The organism is Photobacterium sp. GB-1 (assembly GCF_003026165.1).
Classification (GTDB): domain Bacteria; phylum Pseudomonadota; class Gammaproteobacteria; order Enterobacterales; family Vibrionaceae; genus Photobacterium.
On record NZ_PYOB01000012.1, the window covers coordinates 42,093 to 59,107 of the forward strand.

19 protein-coding genes are annotated in these 17,015 nt (G+C 38.5%); 14 read left to right on the forward strand and 5 right to left on the reverse strand.

The window, feature by feature from the left end; all coding sequences use genetic code 11:
- Positions 1-26 precede the first annotated feature (26 nt).
- Positions 27-836, reverse strand: a complete 810-nt coding sequence (locus C9J45_RS12890) for a sulfite exporter TauE/SafE family protein (RefSeq protein WP_107247454.1) — start codon at positions 834-836, stop codon at positions 27-29.
- Positions 837-1,084: 248 nt separating this feature from the next.
- Between C9J45_RS12890 and C9J45_RS12895 the strand changes: the two genes are divergently transcribed.
- The 14 genes from C9J45_RS12895 to C9J45_RS12960 all read left to right on the forward strand — a co-directional run bounded on the left by C9J45_RS12895 (position 1,085) and on the right by C9J45_RS12960 (position 13,178).
- Positions 1,085-2,065 carry a DUF1852 domain-containing protein gene (locus C9J45_RS12895; RefSeq protein WP_107292619.1) on the forward strand — a complete coding sequence of 327 codons (981 nt, stop codon included), beginning with the start codon at positions 1,085-1,087 and terminating at the stop codon, positions 2,063-2,065.
- 48 nt (positions 2,066-2,113) lie between these two features.
- Entirely contained in the window at positions 2,114-3,142 is a 1,029-nt protein-coding gene (locus C9J45_RS12900; protein WP_107247452.1) for a methionine synthase, read from the forward strand.
- Positions 3,143-3,362: 220 nt separating this feature from the next.
- A complete protein-coding gene (locus tag C9J45_RS12905; protein ID WP_107292620.1) occupies positions 3,363-4,154 on the forward strand; it encodes a phytanoyl-CoA dioxygenase family protein in 792 nt (263 codons plus the stop codon).
- A 331-nt stretch (positions 4,155-4,485) separates the two neighbouring features.
- Positions 4,486-5,664, forward strand: a complete 1,179-nt coding sequence (locus C9J45_RS12910) for a hypothetical protein (RefSeq protein ID WP_107292621.1) — start codon at positions 4,486-4,488, stop codon at positions 5,662-5,664.
- Positions 5,665-5,809: 145 nt separating this feature from the next.
- On the forward strand, positions 5,810-6,385 hold the full coding sequence (locus C9J45_RS12915) for an RNA polymerase sigma factor (RefSeq protein ID WP_107292622.1): 576 nt from the start codon (positions 5,810-5,812) through the stop codon (positions 6,383-6,385).
- A 262-nt stretch (positions 6,386-6,647) separates the two neighbouring features.
- Positions 6,648-7,277: a PepSY-associated TM helix domain-containing protein gene (locus tag C9J45_RS12920; RefSeq protein ID WP_107292623.1), complete on the forward strand. Its 630-nt coding sequence runs from the start codon at positions 6,648-6,650 to the stop codon at positions 7,275-7,277.
- 17 nt (positions 7,278-7,294) lie between these two features.
- Positions 7,295-7,819, forward strand: a complete 525-nt coding sequence (locus C9J45_RS12925; RefSeq protein ID WP_005365370.1) for a DUF2271 domain-containing protein — start codon at positions 7,295-7,297, stop codon at positions 7,817-7,819.
- Between the two features lie 13 nt (positions 7,820-7,832).
- Positions 7,833-8,663, forward strand: a complete 831-nt coding sequence (locus C9J45_RS12930; protein WP_107292624.1) for a DUF4198 domain-containing protein — start codon at positions 7,833-7,835, stop codon at positions 8,661-8,663.
- An 84-nt stretch (positions 8,664-8,747) separates the two neighbouring features.
- Entirely contained in the window at positions 8,748-9,071 is a 324-nt protein-coding gene (locus C9J45_RS12935; protein ID WP_369917498.1) for a hypothetical protein, read from the forward strand.
- The gene (locus C9J45_RS12940) at positions 9,068-9,655 is read left to right on the forward strand and encodes a hypothetical protein (protein ID WP_107247444.1); all 588 of its coding nucleotides are present in this window, start codon (positions 9,068-9,070) and stop codon (positions 9,653-9,655) included. Before C9J45_RS12935 ends, C9J45_RS12940 begins: the two co-directional genes overlap by 4 nt.
- Positions 9,656-9,712: 57 nt before the next feature.
- Positions 9,713-10,621, forward strand: a complete 909-nt coding sequence (locus tag C9J45_RS12945; protein ID WP_107292625.1) for a metal ABC transporter solute-binding protein, Zn/Mn family — start codon at positions 9,713-9,715, stop codon at positions 10,619-10,621.
- Complete coding sequence (locus tag C9J45_RS12950) at positions 10,618-11,376, forward strand: metal ABC transporter ATP-binding protein (RefSeq protein ID WP_107292626.1); 759 nt, start codon at positions 10,618-10,620, stop codon at positions 11,374-11,376. Before C9J45_RS12945 ends, C9J45_RS12950 begins: the two co-directional genes overlap by 4 nt.
- On the forward strand, positions 11,376-12,251 hold the full coding sequence (locus C9J45_RS12955) for a metal ABC transporter permease (protein ID WP_045082039.1): 876 nt from the start codon (positions 11,376-11,378) through the stop codon (positions 12,249-12,251). Before C9J45_RS12950 ends, C9J45_RS12955 begins: the two co-directional genes overlap by 1 nt.
- 12 nt (positions 12,252-12,263) lie before the next feature.
- Positions 12,264-13,178: a metal ABC transporter solute-binding protein, Zn/Mn family gene (locus tag C9J45_RS12960; RefSeq protein ID WP_199190688.1), complete on the forward strand. Its 915-nt coding sequence runs from the start codon at positions 12,264-12,266 to the stop codon at positions 13,176-13,178.
- A gap of 179 nt (positions 13,179-13,357) precedes the next feature.
- Here C9J45_RS12960 and C9J45_RS12965 read toward each other — a convergent pair whose 3' ends face one another.
- From C9J45_RS12965 to C9J45_RS12980, 4 genes are all read right to left on the reverse strand, one after another.
- Complete coding sequence (locus tag C9J45_RS12965; RefSeq protein ID WP_107291006.1) at positions 13,358-13,912, reverse strand: manganese efflux pump; 555 nt, start codon at positions 13,910-13,912, stop codon at positions 13,358-13,360.
- A gap of 120 nt (positions 13,913-14,032) precedes the next feature.
- On the reverse strand, positions 14,033-14,548 hold the full coding sequence (locus C9J45_RS12970) for an NUDIX hydrolase (RefSeq protein WP_107287878.1): 516 nt from the start codon (positions 14,546-14,548) through the stop codon (positions 14,033-14,035).
- Between the two features lie 12 nt (positions 14,549-14,560).
- Positions 14,561-15,613, reverse strand: a complete 1,053-nt coding sequence (locus C9J45_RS12975) for a GGDEF domain-containing protein (protein WP_107207887.1) — start codon at positions 15,611-15,613, stop codon at positions 14,561-14,563.
- Positions 15,614-15,848: 235 nt separating this feature from the next.
- Positions 15,849-16,772, reverse strand: a complete 924-nt coding sequence (locus C9J45_RS12980) for an alpha/beta fold hydrolase (protein ID WP_107207889.1) — start codon at positions 16,770-16,772, stop codon at positions 15,849-15,851.
- Positions 16,773-17,015: the final 243 nt, after the last annotated feature.

A 17,015-nucleotide genomic window follows, 5' to 3' on the forward strand; every position in this document is an offset into this window, starting at 1 on the left:
TTTTTATTCTAGTGCACATGCTTGGTTTAACTAATCACCATATTTGTCGCCATTGCTAGTAATAATGCTGAGAAGATTTTTTTAATGATTGGCACAGGTAAATAGTTTGTTGCCTTAGCGCCTAGCGGAGCGGTAAACCAAGAAGTACAAACAATACCAAATAATGCGGGTAGATAAACAAAACCGGCAAAGCCATCAGTAAGAGAAAGATAGCTAATGCCTGAGCTGACATAACCGATAGAGCCAAAGAGTGCGATAACAATGCCACAAGCAGAAGCACAACCGATAGCTTTCTTCATATCGAGAGAGAAGAAGGTTAACAAAGGCACTAACAGTGCGCCGCCACCAATACCAATCATGGCCGACAATCCGCCGGTAATTGTTGTTAAAAAGGTAAGAACAAAATTATTGGGCATGTTACGTGTTGTTGCTGTCTCTTTTTTTGTACTGCTATAAAACATCTTCAGTGCAATGAGTGCCACACTGACAGCAAATACAATACGAACAACATTACTCGGTAATAGAGCCGCTAAAAACCCACTGATAAGTGCGCCTAAGGCAACACCTGTCATTATCCATGGTGCTAGGTTCCATGGCACATTGCCATTTTTGTGGTGAGCGATGGCAGAAGACGTTGAAGTGAATAATATGGATGCTAAGGAAGTAGCAATAGCGACGATAACCACTTGTTCAGGCGGTAAAATGGCGAAATGAAGCAAGATAATACTTAGAATGGGTACTATAACAAGTCCTCCTCCTATACCTAATAATCCTGCCAAAAATCCAACACCACTGCCAAGTAAAGCGCAGTATATTATTAACAATAATTCATTCATTTCTTTGTCTTCTTATATGTGGTTAGCGGTTAACGCATTGAATAAAAATAGATATCCTTTCTATGTGATGAGAACTATAACTTACAAATTTGTAACAACTCAAACGTAACCACTTGAGTTTTTTTCATGTTGATAGTGAAAGAAATACGCTTTTATTGATCGAATACTCTACGTATAAATAAATACAGACAACTCGACAGCTTCTACGAACGTCATCATTTATTTCAGCTAATAGGATATCGGTCGCCATGAATAACGATTTTACATTTACAATAAATAAGACTGGCCTTGATGAAAATTATCATCCCGCTAGCAATACGCGTATTACTACCAATTTCGCTAATTTAGCGAGAGGGGAAAGTCGTCAACAGAACTTACGCAATGCGTTAAAGATGATCGATAATAGCTTTAATGCTTTAGCGAATTGGGATAACCCCGAAGGTGATCGTTATTCTGTTGAGCTTGAAATTGTCTCGGTTGATATCGACATTGAAGGACAGGGGCAAACATTCCCATCGATTGAAGTATTAAAAACCCACATTATTGATAATCAAACTAACCAGCGTATTGAAGGGATTGTCGGTAATAACTTTTCTTCTTATGTGCGTGATTACGATTTCAGCGTACTACTGCAAAACCATAATAAAGGTAAGCCACAGTTTAGTATTCCAGATAACTTTGGCGAGCTGCATGGCAAAATCTTTCAGAGCTTTGTTAACTCTGATGTATATAAAGACAATTTTAAAAAGACACCGGTGATTTGTTTATCTGTATCTGATAACAAAACCTATTTCCGCACCGAAAATCAGCACCCAGTATTGGGCGTGGAATATAAATCCAATGAGTCGTCATTGACCGAGCAGTATTTCAAAAAAATGGGCTTACAGGTACGTTACTTCATGCCTGCAAACAGTGTTGCTCCTTTGGCGTTCTACTTCTTTGGTGATTTATTAAATGATTACACCAACCTTGAGCTGATCAGCACCATTAGCACCATGGAAACCTTCCAAAAGATCTATCGACCAGAAATCTATAATGCAAACGCAGTGGCTGGAAAGTCCTATAAACCCAACTTAAAGTGCCCCGATCATTCACTGACCAAAATCGTGTATGACCGAGAAGAGCGCAGCAGGTTGGCAGGTGAACAAGGCAAATTTGCCGAGCAGCACTTCATCAAACCGTACCAAACCGTGCTTGAGCAATGGTCAGCGAATTTCGTGACTAGCTAACATCAACATTGCTTTCATCATTTATTACAACATAGGACGTTAACTATCATGAAAACATTATTACCGACATCAACAGCAGGAAGCTTACCGAAACCCGATTGGTTGGCAGAGCCTGAAAAACTTTGGTCAGAGTGGAAGTTGGAAGGGGATGCATTAGCGGTAGGAAAACAAGATGCGCTACGTTTATCACTGCAAAATCAACAACAAGCAGGAATTGATATTGTCAGTGACGGTGAACAAACTCGCCAACATTTTGTAACTACCTTTATAGAGCACCTCAACGGCGTTGACTTTGAAACCCGTAAAACGGTTAAAATCCGAGACCGTTATGATGCCAGCGTACCTACTGTTGTTGGTCCTGTTTCTCGTCAAAAATCGGTGTTTGTTGATGATGCTAAATACCTTCGTCAGCAAACTAAACAACCGATCAAATGGGCACTGCCTGGTCCTATGACTATGGTTGATACTCTATATGATGCGCACTACAAAAGTCGTGAAAAACTGGCATGGGAATTTGCTAAAATCCTTAATCAAGAAGCCAAAGAATTAGAAGCAGCAGGGGTTGATATTATTCAATTTGATGAGCCAGCCTTTAATGTATTCTTTGATGAGGTTAATGAATGGGGAATTGCCTGTTTAGAAAGAGCCATTGAAGGGCTGAAGTGTGAAACTGCTGTTCATATTTGTTATGGCTATGGCATTAAAGCCAATACTGATTGGAAGAAAACACTCGGTTCAGAGTGGCGTCAATACGAAGAGGCGTTTCCTAAGCTGCAGCAATCTAATATCGATATTATCTCGTTAGAATGCCATAACTCTCATGTACCCATGGATTTGCTAGAGCTTATTCGTGGAAAAAAAGTGATGGTAGGGGCGATTGATGTTGCCAGTGATAAAATTGAAACGGCGGAAGAAGTCGCGGATACATTGCGTAAAGCACTTAAATTTGTTGATGCTGATAAACTCTACCCATGCACCAATTGCGGCATGGCACCGCTAGCCCAGCATATCGCACAAGGCAAACTTGAAGCCTTAAATGCAGGGGCTGAAATCATTCGAAAAGCGCTTTCAGCTTAGAAGGTTTGGGTATCACCGTGTGTAAATGTACTTTATTGATAGCGTGATATAGTGCATTTACATAATCAAATTATCTCTTTTTCAGTAGCTCTAAATTCTTTAAATAAACAACACGCGTTTAGAATACTCTGACATACTTGCTTATCACTATTATCGTCTGGCACTATTCGCCAAAGAATACCGTAATCAGTCAACGGTATAGAGAATGTGAAGGTCGTCAGTGTTATTCAATAGCCAACAATTAAGTCAGCAATACGAAGAATTAGGTTACTTCGTTATTCGCAATTATTTCAGTGAAGATCAGATAACTTCACTCAGAAAAGTCGTTTTAACTTTTCATGAATTATGGAAAGCTGACAACAAAGAGTTCTATCAAGAAGAAGCATTTAACTCATCTTTGATCACTGGAAGCCAGTATTTATCTATCGCAGAGAGAACGGAACTATTTGACTTTATAAGTTCAAAAAAAATCATGGATGTGGTTGATACCGTAATACCTAAAAATCCTGCTTTCATGAATACTCAACTGTTCTTTAATCCGGTGAACCCGCAACAAAAAGACTTTTGGCACCGTGACTGTCAATATGATTATGATATTGAAGACCAAATGAGAGTCATATTAGAAACGCAAGTATTGCACCTTCGTGTCCCTTTATTTGATGAACCCGGTATGGAAATAATACCCGGCACGCACAAGCGATGGGATAATGAAGAAGAATACAATGTTCGCCAAGAAGTGAATGGCAAAGTCAGCCATGATAGCCTTTCTGGTGGGAAGAAGATTGCATTATCGGCAGGTGATTTATTGGTATTTTCAGCAGATATGATTCATCGTGGTTTATACGGATTAGATCGCTTAGCATTGGATATTTTAATTTTTGATTCGGCATCTGATTATGTTGATTACGTTGATGATGATTGTTTACCTACTCAATTAATATTGCAAAAGATTGCTGACCCACGATTGTTTATTAATACGCTACAGCTTAAGTCAATGGCGTCTGCTTCATAACAAATATTAAAATTGATGCTTGAAAGGGAATTCAACATCAAGTTCACATCAAAGTTTATATAATAACTTCCTTTTTCTCGAATTAACAATTCTAACTGTGTAGTGAATAGTTATCATTAATAGCGATACTTAAATGTTATTAATTTCTTCATGTTTAAATTCTAATTAATATTATCTATCCCAATGCGTATTTCTTATATTTGAGAAAGTAAAAAATTAATAAAATTTATTGTGACTTTTTTAGTTGTTGCTGAGTTTGTGTAAATACAGCCGGGCATTGCCATGGACTGAATATAAATAAAGACAAAGTAACAATTAAAGGAGTAGTATCATGAAATCAACAATTACTGCGGTGTCTGCTGCGGTTGGTATGCTGTTATCTTCAGTCACCTTGGCTGAACAAATTAGCATGTTTGATTATGATGAAGCGACATCAGCGTATGAGGATGCATATTTAGATGCGCAATTTGATTTACGAGATGGCAATCAAGATCAAGCCAGTTATAACGCTGTTGTAAGTGCAAATTATGATCGTGTATATTCCTCGGCAAATCGTAATACGCGAATTGAGTTCGTCGGTGATACAAACATCAGTCAAGGCCCGAATAGTAATGATGAACGTAAAGAAAATTACCAAGCTTTATCTGCGCTAACCAATGATATGTACTTTAGCCCTAAGAAAAGTGATTTCTTTTGGTATGGGAAAGCAGAAGTTGGTGCCCAGACTGATATGAAAGATCCCTTTACTAAGTTAACGGCAGGTTTAGGTTATGGGCGAGTGGTAAATGCAACTCCAATGGCAAAAGCGATCCGTGTCGTTCAATCTCTTCAAGAACATGGTTTATTAAGAGGAAATGTTAGCCGAGAAACCTATCAAAATGTGGCACAAGTTATAGCAAGAGAAGCAGCTTATCGCAGCCGTTATGGCTCTGCTGATTATGCCGAATATTGGGTTGAAGATATTGGTAAAGCATTAGGTGATAAACTGAGCGCACGCGGTGCAATAAACTCTTACGATGTATTGATGAATGAGCGCATTTCAACCCGTAAATATGGCTGGCTAGTCAGAGCTGGTGCTGGTGCGGTATTGACTAACTATGATGGTTCAGTTAGCAAACCAGCGCTTGAAGTGGGAGCGGAATACCATTATCCAATTAATAACCAAACCCAATTTTCAAACGAAGCAATTTTAACCGCCATTTTGGATGATGGTAATAATGGCTTTAACGCAACCAATACAATGTTTTTAACGTATGAGCTACGTGACAATATTGATTGGGAGAACGCATGGTTACTCACTTATGCTTCAAGTGATAAATCAGAAGATTTGATGACCAATAGTTTACGTTCAACATTCCGTTACTATGTTTCTAATTTTATTAGTTTATCTGTAACTGGCGGCTTGTCTAAAACTGAAGATAATATTGACTATGATGGAACAACAAACACTAATCGAAATGATGATATCGATACAACGTTCCACTTTGGCTTAACGTACCGTCTGAAGTAATAAATTAAGTTCTAAACGCTAAAACACAGGCTTTCTTTTTTATAAGACAAGTCTGTGTTTTTTTTTGCATATAGTAAATATGTATTGCGATTAACATGATTTTTTTGTCATTGAAATAATATAAAATTACTATACGGATATGCTAATGAATATATTAAATAATGGTTTGTTAAATGAAAGCGATTTACTTTATGTTTTTCAAAAAAATAGAGTAAAAAGGAATGAAATATTTTCATTGTTAATGAAATCTTATTGGCAATCTTTATATTCAAGATGTATGTATAGAATAAATGATAGTGGCAGTATTGATGATGTTGTTCAGGATGTTTTATTAAGGATTTACCAAGCACTACCAAAATATTGTCATCAAGGTGTTTTTAGAACATGGATTTATACAATTGCAGATAATGTTTGTTATTCTCACTTAGCAAAAAAGATGAGATATAATAAAAAAAACATTTCGATAAATAATATTGAGCCAGTAAGTCATTATAGTCAGGTCAATATAGATGATAAAATTGATATGGATATATTGCTCGATGAATTATCTTACAGTGAAAAAGAAATTATTGATTTACGATTTTATCAGGATCTAACATTATTAGAAATTAGTGATATTTTGTGTATAACAATTAGTGCGTGTAAAATGCGCCTATATCGTGCGCTAAAGTTACTTCATGACATTCTGTTTAGAAAAAATATCAGAACAATATCTATTTAGTTTTATTAAAACGCCTAATGGATTTAGCAGCAGTAAGATGTTGAGTTCGTAAACCGTAAAGACGTTGCAGTAAAAGCCAGTTGAACCTTTGTTTGATTGGCTTTTTTGTTTTTATTCAACTGGTTATGTGTTTTGATTGGCGTTTTATTACTCCCTTCATAATGTCCTCCACTGACTAACGTAAACAATGTAAATTGAATGCCAATAAGAACGATTATCAATTAAATTACTGCCATTCTAGGTAGGTAGCTAGTTTTTTACTATGGTGTTAAAGCAAAAAAATGTCCAATTGTGGGCACGTCGTCTTCATATTTACATTTCAATGGCGTTGTTATTGATTGTTTTATTTTTTGCCATTACTGGCATTACTTTAAATCGTCCTGAGTTGTTTGTATCTGATACACCCAGTGTGACAGAGCAAAAAATTACCATACCTACTTCATTGCTTTCGTCTGAACAAGGTCCGTTTGTACCTAACAAATCGGCTTTGATCAGTTATCTCTCTAAACATACCGATGTGCGTGGTACGGCTTCTGGTATTGAGATCTTTACCGATCTAGAGGGTGACGAATTAGTCGAAGGCGAGATCTCATTAGATTACAAAGGCCCTGGTTATAACGCTGTGGTCTTTATTGATATGACAACCGCACAAGCGAATATTGAAATCACCAATTATGGTGTTATCGCGCTACTTAACGACCTTCATAAAGGTCGTAATAGTGGCGAGGTTTGGACGTGGTTTATTGATATTACTGCGGCTTTGATGATCTGTTTTGTGTTAACGGGTGTGTGTTTGCTACTACCGAAAAAGAAAACACTTAATACATCAATGAAGTGGATGAGTTTCGGCTCAGTTGTTACCGCCATTATCTACATTGTATTTGTTCCTTAATATTTAGCAGGTTAACGATGACCATTAAAAATAAATTAAAAAAGACCGTACTGGCAACGTTACTGCTAGCACCTTTATCAACGGCATGGGCGGCACCTTTGCCAGAAACCGCTCAGTTAGATGTTGAGTTAAGTTTACCTAAAATTGAAACCTCAATGTATGCCCGTCCTTATGTCGCGGTGTGGATTGAAAACAGTGAACGTAAACCAGTAAGAACGATGCAGCTTTGGGTCGGTAAAGACGAATGGTTGAAAGATTTACGTAGCTGGTGGCGCAAAGTGGGGCGTTATGACCGAGAACTTGTTGATGCTGTTACATCTGCTACACGTCCGGTGGGTGAATACCGTTTTTCATGGGATGGCTTAGACGATAAAGGCAACCGTGTAGAGCAAGGAGATTATACCTTTTACGTTGAAGTGGTACGTGAACACGGCGGACGTAACTATTTACGCCAGAAATTAACGCTCGGTGAAAGTGCTGTTAGCCATGTTTTAGCACCAACACAAGAAACTGGCACTATCAAGATTAACTACAAACTCTAAGTGAATTGTCATCATGAATAATAAATTAAAAGCACTATCTTTAGCATGCCTAGTGACAGCGGGTTTAGGGGGGGCATCTGTCGCTCAAGCACACCCTCGTTGGGTATTACCTTCACATTTCACTGTTTCCAAAGAGGGCGGTGATTGGCTGTCATTTGATGTGACAGCGTCACACGGAACATTTGTTTTTGATAAGCCAGCAAGCATTGAAACGACACAAGTTGTTATGCCTGATGGTCGTATTGCTTACCCAAATTTCACCATTCGTGGTAAACGTCGTGCGATTTTTGATTTCTTCTTTGAAGAAGAAGGTACTCATAAAGTACAAATTAATCAGACACCTAGATACTACACTTTCTACAAAGCGGGACGTCGTGATACTGAAAAACGTATGGAAGCGAATAAAGCGGATCGTATGACAATACTCCCGGAAAAGTCGCGTGACGTTGTCACTCAGGTGAGTTATACCCGTGCAGAAAGTTATGTGACTGTTGGGAAACCATCAACTAAAGCGATGGAACTGACAGGTAAATATCTTGAAATGGTACCTGTTACACACCCATCGGACATTGTTGAAGGCGAGCCAGTAACCTTCCAATTTTTCTTTAATGGCAAACCGCAAGCAGGAGTAACGGCGGACATTACACGTGAAGGAACGCTGTACCGTAACCACCAAGAGCAAATTGATGTGGTAAGTGATAAAGACGGCAAGATCACCTTCACTCCAGAAGTGGCGGGGCGTTACCTAATGAAGTCAAATTATAAAGGTATGGTTGAAAACGATCCTATGTACGACCGTGCAAACGTCAATGTTCACTTAACTTTTGAAACCTTACTTCAGTAATACAACTTCTGGTTAAGGCGTGAATCCATCACGCCTTGATCTCTGCATTCTTTAAGCCTGTCTTTGGGCTTGTTTGAGGTTTTTATGACAATGAAATCATCCATTATTGCGGTATCTTTACTTTGTTTAGGGACTTTTTCAACGCCAGCATTTGCTCATTTTCCACTAATGAGTTGTTGGTTTGAAGCCGATAAAGTGTTGTGTGAAGCCGGTTATAGTGATGGCAGTACCGCAGTGGAATACAACGTTGATATGTTTGATTACGACGATAACTTAATCGCGAAAGGCATGACAGATAAGCGCTCAATCGCTGAGTTCACCAAGCCTGATACTGACTTTTATTTGGTTTTTGATGCTGGACATGAGAATCCTGTTGAAGTCGATGTTGTTGAGATAAAAGAAAAATGATCCGTCAAACTGTTCGCTCTGATAATGGAGATCGAGAAGGCAAGTGGGTCGCCTTATGTATTGGATTAATCTTGTTGGTGTCTTTTGTTTTACTTCCTTATCACCAAACCAAGCAACCCAAATCGGCACTGCTTTCGCATCAAATTTCAATTACTGATTTAGCCGCTGAAGAAATCGCTATGATTGCGGAATTACGGCTTGCTCATGAAGAAATCCGTAACTTATATCAAGATAGCCAGTTAAGTGCTGCTGTTGGTCAATGGCCACAAATCTCTGAGCTTCAAGAGTTTTGGATTGCTCCTTTTGTGACAGATAAAAGTTGGGAGCGAAAAGGTCGTCATCAGTGGGCACTGATAACTGATGCTATCTATCAAGGTGTGAGGTCGGATGATAAAGGCGCGATGTCGATAGTGCTTAATAGTCATTCAGCGTCTCCCGATATTTGGCTCGCGATGAACGATAATGTGAGCTTACTTGATGCCAATACATTACGCGATTTTGATGGCAAACATTTAATCAATAATGGTTGGACGCAAATTGTGTTTAACGATTCTCCTAATAACAACGGATCACACAATCACTAATAACGGCGCTTTGGTTTTATTGCCGTTAATCTTTACTGTACCGAGATTTAGATAACAATGAATAAATTAATTAAATCTAGCCTTACTGCCATAGCATTGCTTGTGAGTATGAATAGCTTTGCTGCTGATAAAAAGACCATTGGTATTACTTTGCAGCCTTATTACAGTTATGTAAAAGCGGTTGTTGGTGATAAAGCAGAAATTTTGCCATTGGTTGATGCAGGTTTTAATCCCCATAACTATTTACCTAAACCTAATGATCTTAAACGTCTAAAAGAGATGGATATCATTGTGGTTAATGGTATTGGTCACGATGATTTTGCGTTGAAAGTTATTCAAGCAGCAGATCGTGATGATTTGATTGTCATTGAAGCTAATAATGATGTGCCACTGTTGCCTGCGATGGGGCAGTCGGTTGGTAATGGCGCTGTGAATCCCCATACGTTTGTTGGATTATCTACCACGATTCAGAAGGTTTATACCATTGCTAATGCATTAGCGAAAATTGATCCTGACAACGCCGCTGAATATCGAAAAAATGCCCGTGATTATGCTAAACAGTTTCGTTTAATGAAGCGTGATGCAATGTTAACGCTGGGGGATTTAGATACAGCGGGAATGAAAGTTGCGACTACGCACAATGCGTATGGCTACTTATTGCAAGAGTTTGGTGTTGATGTTGCTGCGGTGATTGAACCTGCGCATGGTGTAGAACCAAGTGCAAGCCAACTACAAGAAACCATTGAGAAAATTAAACAATCAGGCATTGACGTTTTGTTTTATGAATTAAACATGCCTAATCGTTATGTCGATACCATTGAAAAGGCAACAGGTGTTCAGTTATACCGTTTTTCTCACATGACACATGGAGACTATGACGGTAAGAAAGTTGAACTTGAGATGAAAGAAAACCTTGCCACATTAGTTGAAGCAATCAAGTTTGCTGCAAATAAGGATCAAGCATGATCATCGGTCCTAGCATTCAGTTAACTAACGTTAACCTTCAATACGGTCCTAATCAGATTTTATCTGAAATCACTCATCAATTTGACGGTGGACAATGCCATGTGGTGATGGGACCTAATGGTGGCGGTAAAACATCATTGCTACGTTCTATTTTAGGCTTAACACCGTTTCGTGGCCAGATTGATATTTTATGGGATGAGTCAGTTAATAACGGTAAGGCCGGTACGATTGGTTATGTGCCACAAAAAGCAATGTTTGAACAAAGTCTACCGTTAACCGTGATGGATTTTATCTTATTAAATCAAACCCGTTCACCTTTGTTTTGGCGCCAACGTCAGAAAGATAAACAAATTGCATTAACGCAACTTGATCGTGTCGGTATGGCGAATCGTGCAGATCGTCGTATGGGGCAATTATCTGGCGGTGAACAGCAGCGTGTGTTGTTTGCTCAAGCACTATTAGATAATCCTGATTTACTGGTACTTGATGAGCCAACGACGGGTATGGATGAGCAGGGTGTGCGTTATTTAGAATCGCTTATCCATGAATTTCTTAACCAAGGTAAAACTGTATTAGCGGTTCATCATGATGTGACAGCGGTTCGACGTTTAGAAGCGCAAGTTCATGTGGTCAATCGTGTGTTAGTTGATAGCGGTGATCATAGTCAAGTATTGGTACCAGAGAAGATTGAACGTTTGTTTAATCATTATTCACAGCCAGCAGTCTCTGCGTCTAATCAATCAGAGGTGGCGTAATGGAACTATTAAGACATTGGGCACAACTCGGTGTTGATGCTGGTTGGTTAAGTGACAGTTTCTCTTATGCCTTTATGGTTAATGCAATCGTAGCGGCACTGTTGCTTGGGCCTCTTTTAGGTGGCTTAGGTACTTTAGTGATAGCTAAACGTTTAGCTTTCTTTTCTGAAGCTGTCGGTCACGCCGCTCTAACGGGTATTGCCTTAGGTGTTTTGTTAGGCGAGCCGCCAGAAAATCCATTCATTGGTTTATTTAGCTTCTGCATGATTTTTGCTTTATTGCTGCATTTCGTGCGAAATCGAACCAATGTACCTTACGACACATTAGTCGGTGTTTTCCTCGCGTTAGCATTAGCGGTTGGTGCTGCATTGTTGATGTATGTAGCACGTAAGATCAATATTCACATGTTAGAAAACGTCTTGTTTGGTTCAATTCTAACGGTAACAGATCAAGACTTGATTGTTCTTGCGATCAGTTGTGCCTTAATTGTACTGCTCTTAATACCGACGTTTAATCGGATTTTATTAACCTGTATTAGTCCTGATATTGCCCGAGTTCGTGGCTACAAAACCAATTTTTATGATTACTTATTTGTGATGATGATAACGCTGGTCACGATTGCATCTGTGAAAATTGTTGGAGCAGTGTTGGTTGGGGCGTTGCTATTGATCCCGGGCGCAACGGCGCGGTTATTAACCAAGAATATGGGCAGTTTTGTTTTATTGTCGGCTCTACTAGCCACAATAAGTTGTGTTATTGGTACGGTATTGCCAATGGAATTAAAACTTCCAGTTCCATCAGGCGCTGCGATTATTATTGTTTCTGCTATCTTTTTCATGTCAGCAACGATGTACCGCATTATTCGTAAAAGTTAATCAGGAAACCACATGTTTTTGTTGAATAAATTTTCTATCTCCATGCGCAAAACGCAAACTGTGTTATTCGGTGCCTGTTTAAGTGCTGCCGTTTTATTGCCAACAAGTGTTGTTTACGCCAAAGACATTTTAACAGCAACGCCTGTGACTTATATGTTAGCGACAGAGCTGACTAAAGAGACAGGGATCACGACCGAATATTTGCCTCCTAAACGCTACGGTGTAACGCGTTTACCTAACTGGTTTTCAACCAAAGGGGCTGATGTTGCTTCAAATGCCAGTAAAACAGCAAAAACAGCGATTACGTTAGGAGCAATTTGGCCGAATGATCCGCTCTTTGTTCATGCGCGTGAGGGCAATATAAATATTGTTGAAATTGATGCATCTCAAGCAATTTCGCCACGCGCACAAGGTGTAGCGGCACTGCGTTTATCCGACGGGACTACGTCGTTATATGCATGGCTAAATCCGACCAACTTAACGCGCATGGCAGCAATTGTAAGCGATGACCTCCAGCGTTTATGGCCTAAAAAGGCCCTGCAAATTGAAAAAAATCAACAAGCTTTGATGATAGATATTCGTAAGTTGATTAATCGTCAACAAGACACTCTTATGCAAGCGGATGTTAATGCTGTTGTATTACTTTCTGCAGAGCTAGAAGATTTTGCATCAGGTAATCAGCTATTTGTTGTTGAGCGTATGACGAAACCAGAATTGGAATGGACAGATGCCGATAAAGCGCAGTTAAGCCGAGTGTTAAAAGAAGATCCTTCACTAACTATTTTGACAACTAAAGCGCTAAGTCAAAATATGAAAGCATTCGTTTCTACTGGTACCAAAGTGATCGTGATTGATAGCCTTGATCGTTGGGGGCGGGGGGGTATTGATACGAATAAGCCACTAACGCGCTGGGAAGTAAAACTTTAAACTAAGCTGTTATCGCGATGTAGTCATTGATTTGTAAATAAAGTGTAGCGATTAATTGCAATACTTAAATAGTCTAAGCGTCCACTGCTTATGACGTAGTCGCTACTTATTCAATCTGTTTTCTACGAGAATTAAGTAGCACTGCTTTGCCCAGCTTAGTGCTGGGCTTTTTTCATTGGTTAGAACGTGAAAAGCAAAGATAGTACACCTAACCCAATAAGTAATGTGCCAGAAATGATGTCGTTATATTTACCAATCACTTTACCAATAACATAATTGCCTAAATTATTACCGGCATAGGTTAATCCAACACCAGTAATAAAGGTTAATGCTACAACTAACATGATATTTAGATGAGTAATACTACCGAGAATACCCACTCCAATATTATTAATTGAAAGTAAAAAACCTAATATAACCGCACCTTTGATGCTTAGGTCACGGGGTTTCTCTTGTTCTATTTGTTGTTTTTTAACAAAATTTGAACCAATAAACCAAGCGCCCATTAGAATAAAAATGATTGAACCTAATTCATTCGAAAATTTGTGAGGAACAAGGTGAGTGATCAGTTGACCAAACAGCATGGATAAATAGGTAATGAAAGTGGTAATAAATGAAATGATGATATTCGATGAAAGAGGAATATCTACACTTTTAACTCCATATGTTAAACCTATGACAAAATTATCGAGGTTAGAGGATAAGGTAAATAGTAATGCGAGTAGGAAAGACATGAACTATCACTTCAAAAAGCATTCTTTATAATCTTTTACTGTGAGAACTACGATCAGTATGTATGGGTAGTTATTTTCCATATATGGTTTTTTACGCTGAAATCTTTTCAGCGCAAAATATTATAGGAGACCAGCTAAACGTGCTTTAAGAAAAGCAGACAGGGTTTTGTTATCTTTAACTTCATTTTTTACAATTTTTTGCTCGAGTTCAGTGACCGAAAGGGTAACTACTTCGATAATCTCATCATCATCAAGCTGACCAATGGTTGGGGCGAGATCTGTTGCAACGAAAAGGTGTTGGATTTCATTGCAAAAGCTAGGTACTGGTAGTAATTCTCCTAATGACTGCCAGCTTTCTGCTTTTAAATTGGTTTCTTCAGCGAGCTCTCTTTTCGCACAAAGAAAAATATCTTCATTAGGCTCTATTGTTCCAGCTGGAAATTCCAAAATCCATTGGTTAATCGCCGGACGATATTGGTTAACTAAAACAAGATGTCCTTGGCTATTAATAGGAATAATGACCACAGCCCCAGGATGCTTAATTGATGTAAATGTTACTTGTTTATTATTCGGCAGTACGTGCGCTTGTTCTTCAACTGAAAAACATTTCCATTGGCACAGTATTTTTGAAGACATGCTTTAGCACCTTTATTCATTGGTTGCTATTTGATTATATCCCCAACGTTTCGCACGCATCAATGCACTCTCTGCTTTAATGTAGTCATATCTAAAATCTTGATGTTCAACGGTGGTTATACCAACACTGATCGTCATATTAATTTTATGACCAGATTCTAACTCTAAAGTCCATTTAGCGACCTCATTGCGTAATGCAATGGCTATAAACTCTGCTTTTTGGAGATCTGCATTAGGTATAAGAATACAAAATTCTTGGCAACTTAATCGTGCAATTTGAACATCGGCATTACAAGTCTCTTTCATGCATTTTGCCAGCATCATAATAGCTTTATCACCCACATCGAGTCCGTATCGATCGTTAATGTCGCGAAGATTATCGATATCAATGAGTAGCATCGATATATCACGACGATAGCGTTTACAACGAGATGACTCATTAAGATAAAGAGGGATGAAGCCTTCACGGCTTAGAAGCCCAGTTAAGTAGTCATGCGTTGTGGTACGTTTAACTTGCATAATGGCATCATAGCGATGGCGAGAAAGTAAAAATGCCATCACAAAAATTATTGAATAAGCACTGATGTTTTGTAATGCCGATGATATTTGTAAGTGTTTATTGGAAATTTCAGAAATACTCAGAACGATATAGATAAAACCAAATAGAGTGCTATACCATGCTGCTGTTTTTATCCTTAAAGCGAAAAAACACAACAGAGGAATGGTTAATCCAATTGTGTTACTGATGTGGCGTGCACCTTCAAAATAAAACCCACTAGCACAGACTAAGGTTGTCGCAATCAAGAATATCCAGAATAAGACTTTCGCTGAAAAAATAGAGCGGTTGAGGAGAGCAAGGCTATAACAAAGGAACATGCCAACGATACCGACAAGCGTGAAATAAAACTCAGCATCAGAAACAAAATAAGTAAATGCGATGACAGCACAAATAGCGCCAGAAAAAGGGAAAAGTAATGCGAGCTGTTTTTTAAGTGTTTTTTCGCTAAGTTCGATATAAGCAAAATTGGTGGGGTGGAGTTGATTGCTTTTGATTAATGTCGTCATAAGTTGGAAACGCCTTCGCACAGAATGAAAGAATACAGCATGTTGTGCACTGTGCGAGAATAGCAGCGTTTTACTCTATGTCTAATTTTTTTTGAAATTTAATGTAACGAGTTTTATCAAGAACAATAAAGAATAGAAACGATGATTTATTTTGTCTAACGTGTTAATAACGTTAGAAGCCAGTGATAATGAGGGAAGAATGTATCTTCCCTCTTATTTACTACTGCTCACTGATTTATTGTTGTAAAAAGTTATTAATCAGTTCAGATGTGAGGTGGGGTTGCTCATTAGTCACACCGTGTGCAGTATTTGGGATAACCACGATGGGTGCTTGAGTATATTTGCTGAGTTTGATGCCATTAGATAATGGAAATATCTTATCTTTTTCACCCCAAATGAGCATGAGTTTCGGCAAATGAGTAGGATCGAATTGCTGAATTCGATCACGATCTAATGGCAGTGTTTGGATCAAACTGGTACGTTCTGGCTTCCATTGTGAAAAATAGCCTTGATAGATTTGCTCTGCAACAAAATCCGGCATTGGCTTTTTTTTCACAAAAACATTGTCGTATAAACGGCGAATACCGTCAGCACCATTCGGCACAAATAACGCTTCTGGTGTATTCACATTGGCACGTTTAACCAAATCAGCTAAGTCATTATCGCTAAAAAGCGGGCCTGGGCTAGCAATGATAATGGCTTTATTGATCCTCTCTGGTGTCGTCATCATATCGTAAGTAATAAAACCGCCGTAAGAGATACCAGCAACATTGATTTTTTGTAGTTTTAAGTGATCAACAAGTTGCCATATTGCTTGAGTTTGGGTCGCTAAACGTGCTTCTGCTTTACTTTTTGATTCACCAAACCACAATAAATCAGGCGCGATAACACGATAATGTTTGCTTAACTCAAGCATTTCAGCTTTCCATGTTGCCGCAGCTGTTCCGCCAAAACCGTGCAATAATAATAAAGGTTCACCTTGTCCACCTTCCCAGTAAGTCAGCGTTCCGCCTTCTTTTAATGCAAGGGAATGTTTAGTAAAACCATCATCATGTAGTACGGTTTGATCATGATCGGTTTTCCATTGAACCACTTCACAGCCATTGAGAAGAGGTAGCAAGCTGCATACCATCATAGTTATAGGAAATAAACGTTTCATAGTGACTCGATAGTTAAAAAAGCACTGCATAATAATACGGTGTTTTATAACAGCGGTGCAAGTCATTAAAACTGAAGATATTGTTTGTAATTGTAAACATAGATAATAAAGATTAAGTGCGTTCGATGGTAATATTAAGCATAACTGACTTGAAACTATGGTGATGAATCACGATAATTATTGTCAACTGATTGATTATCCATTTAATATGACGGCTTAATATAGCTTTGTATGAATGTGATA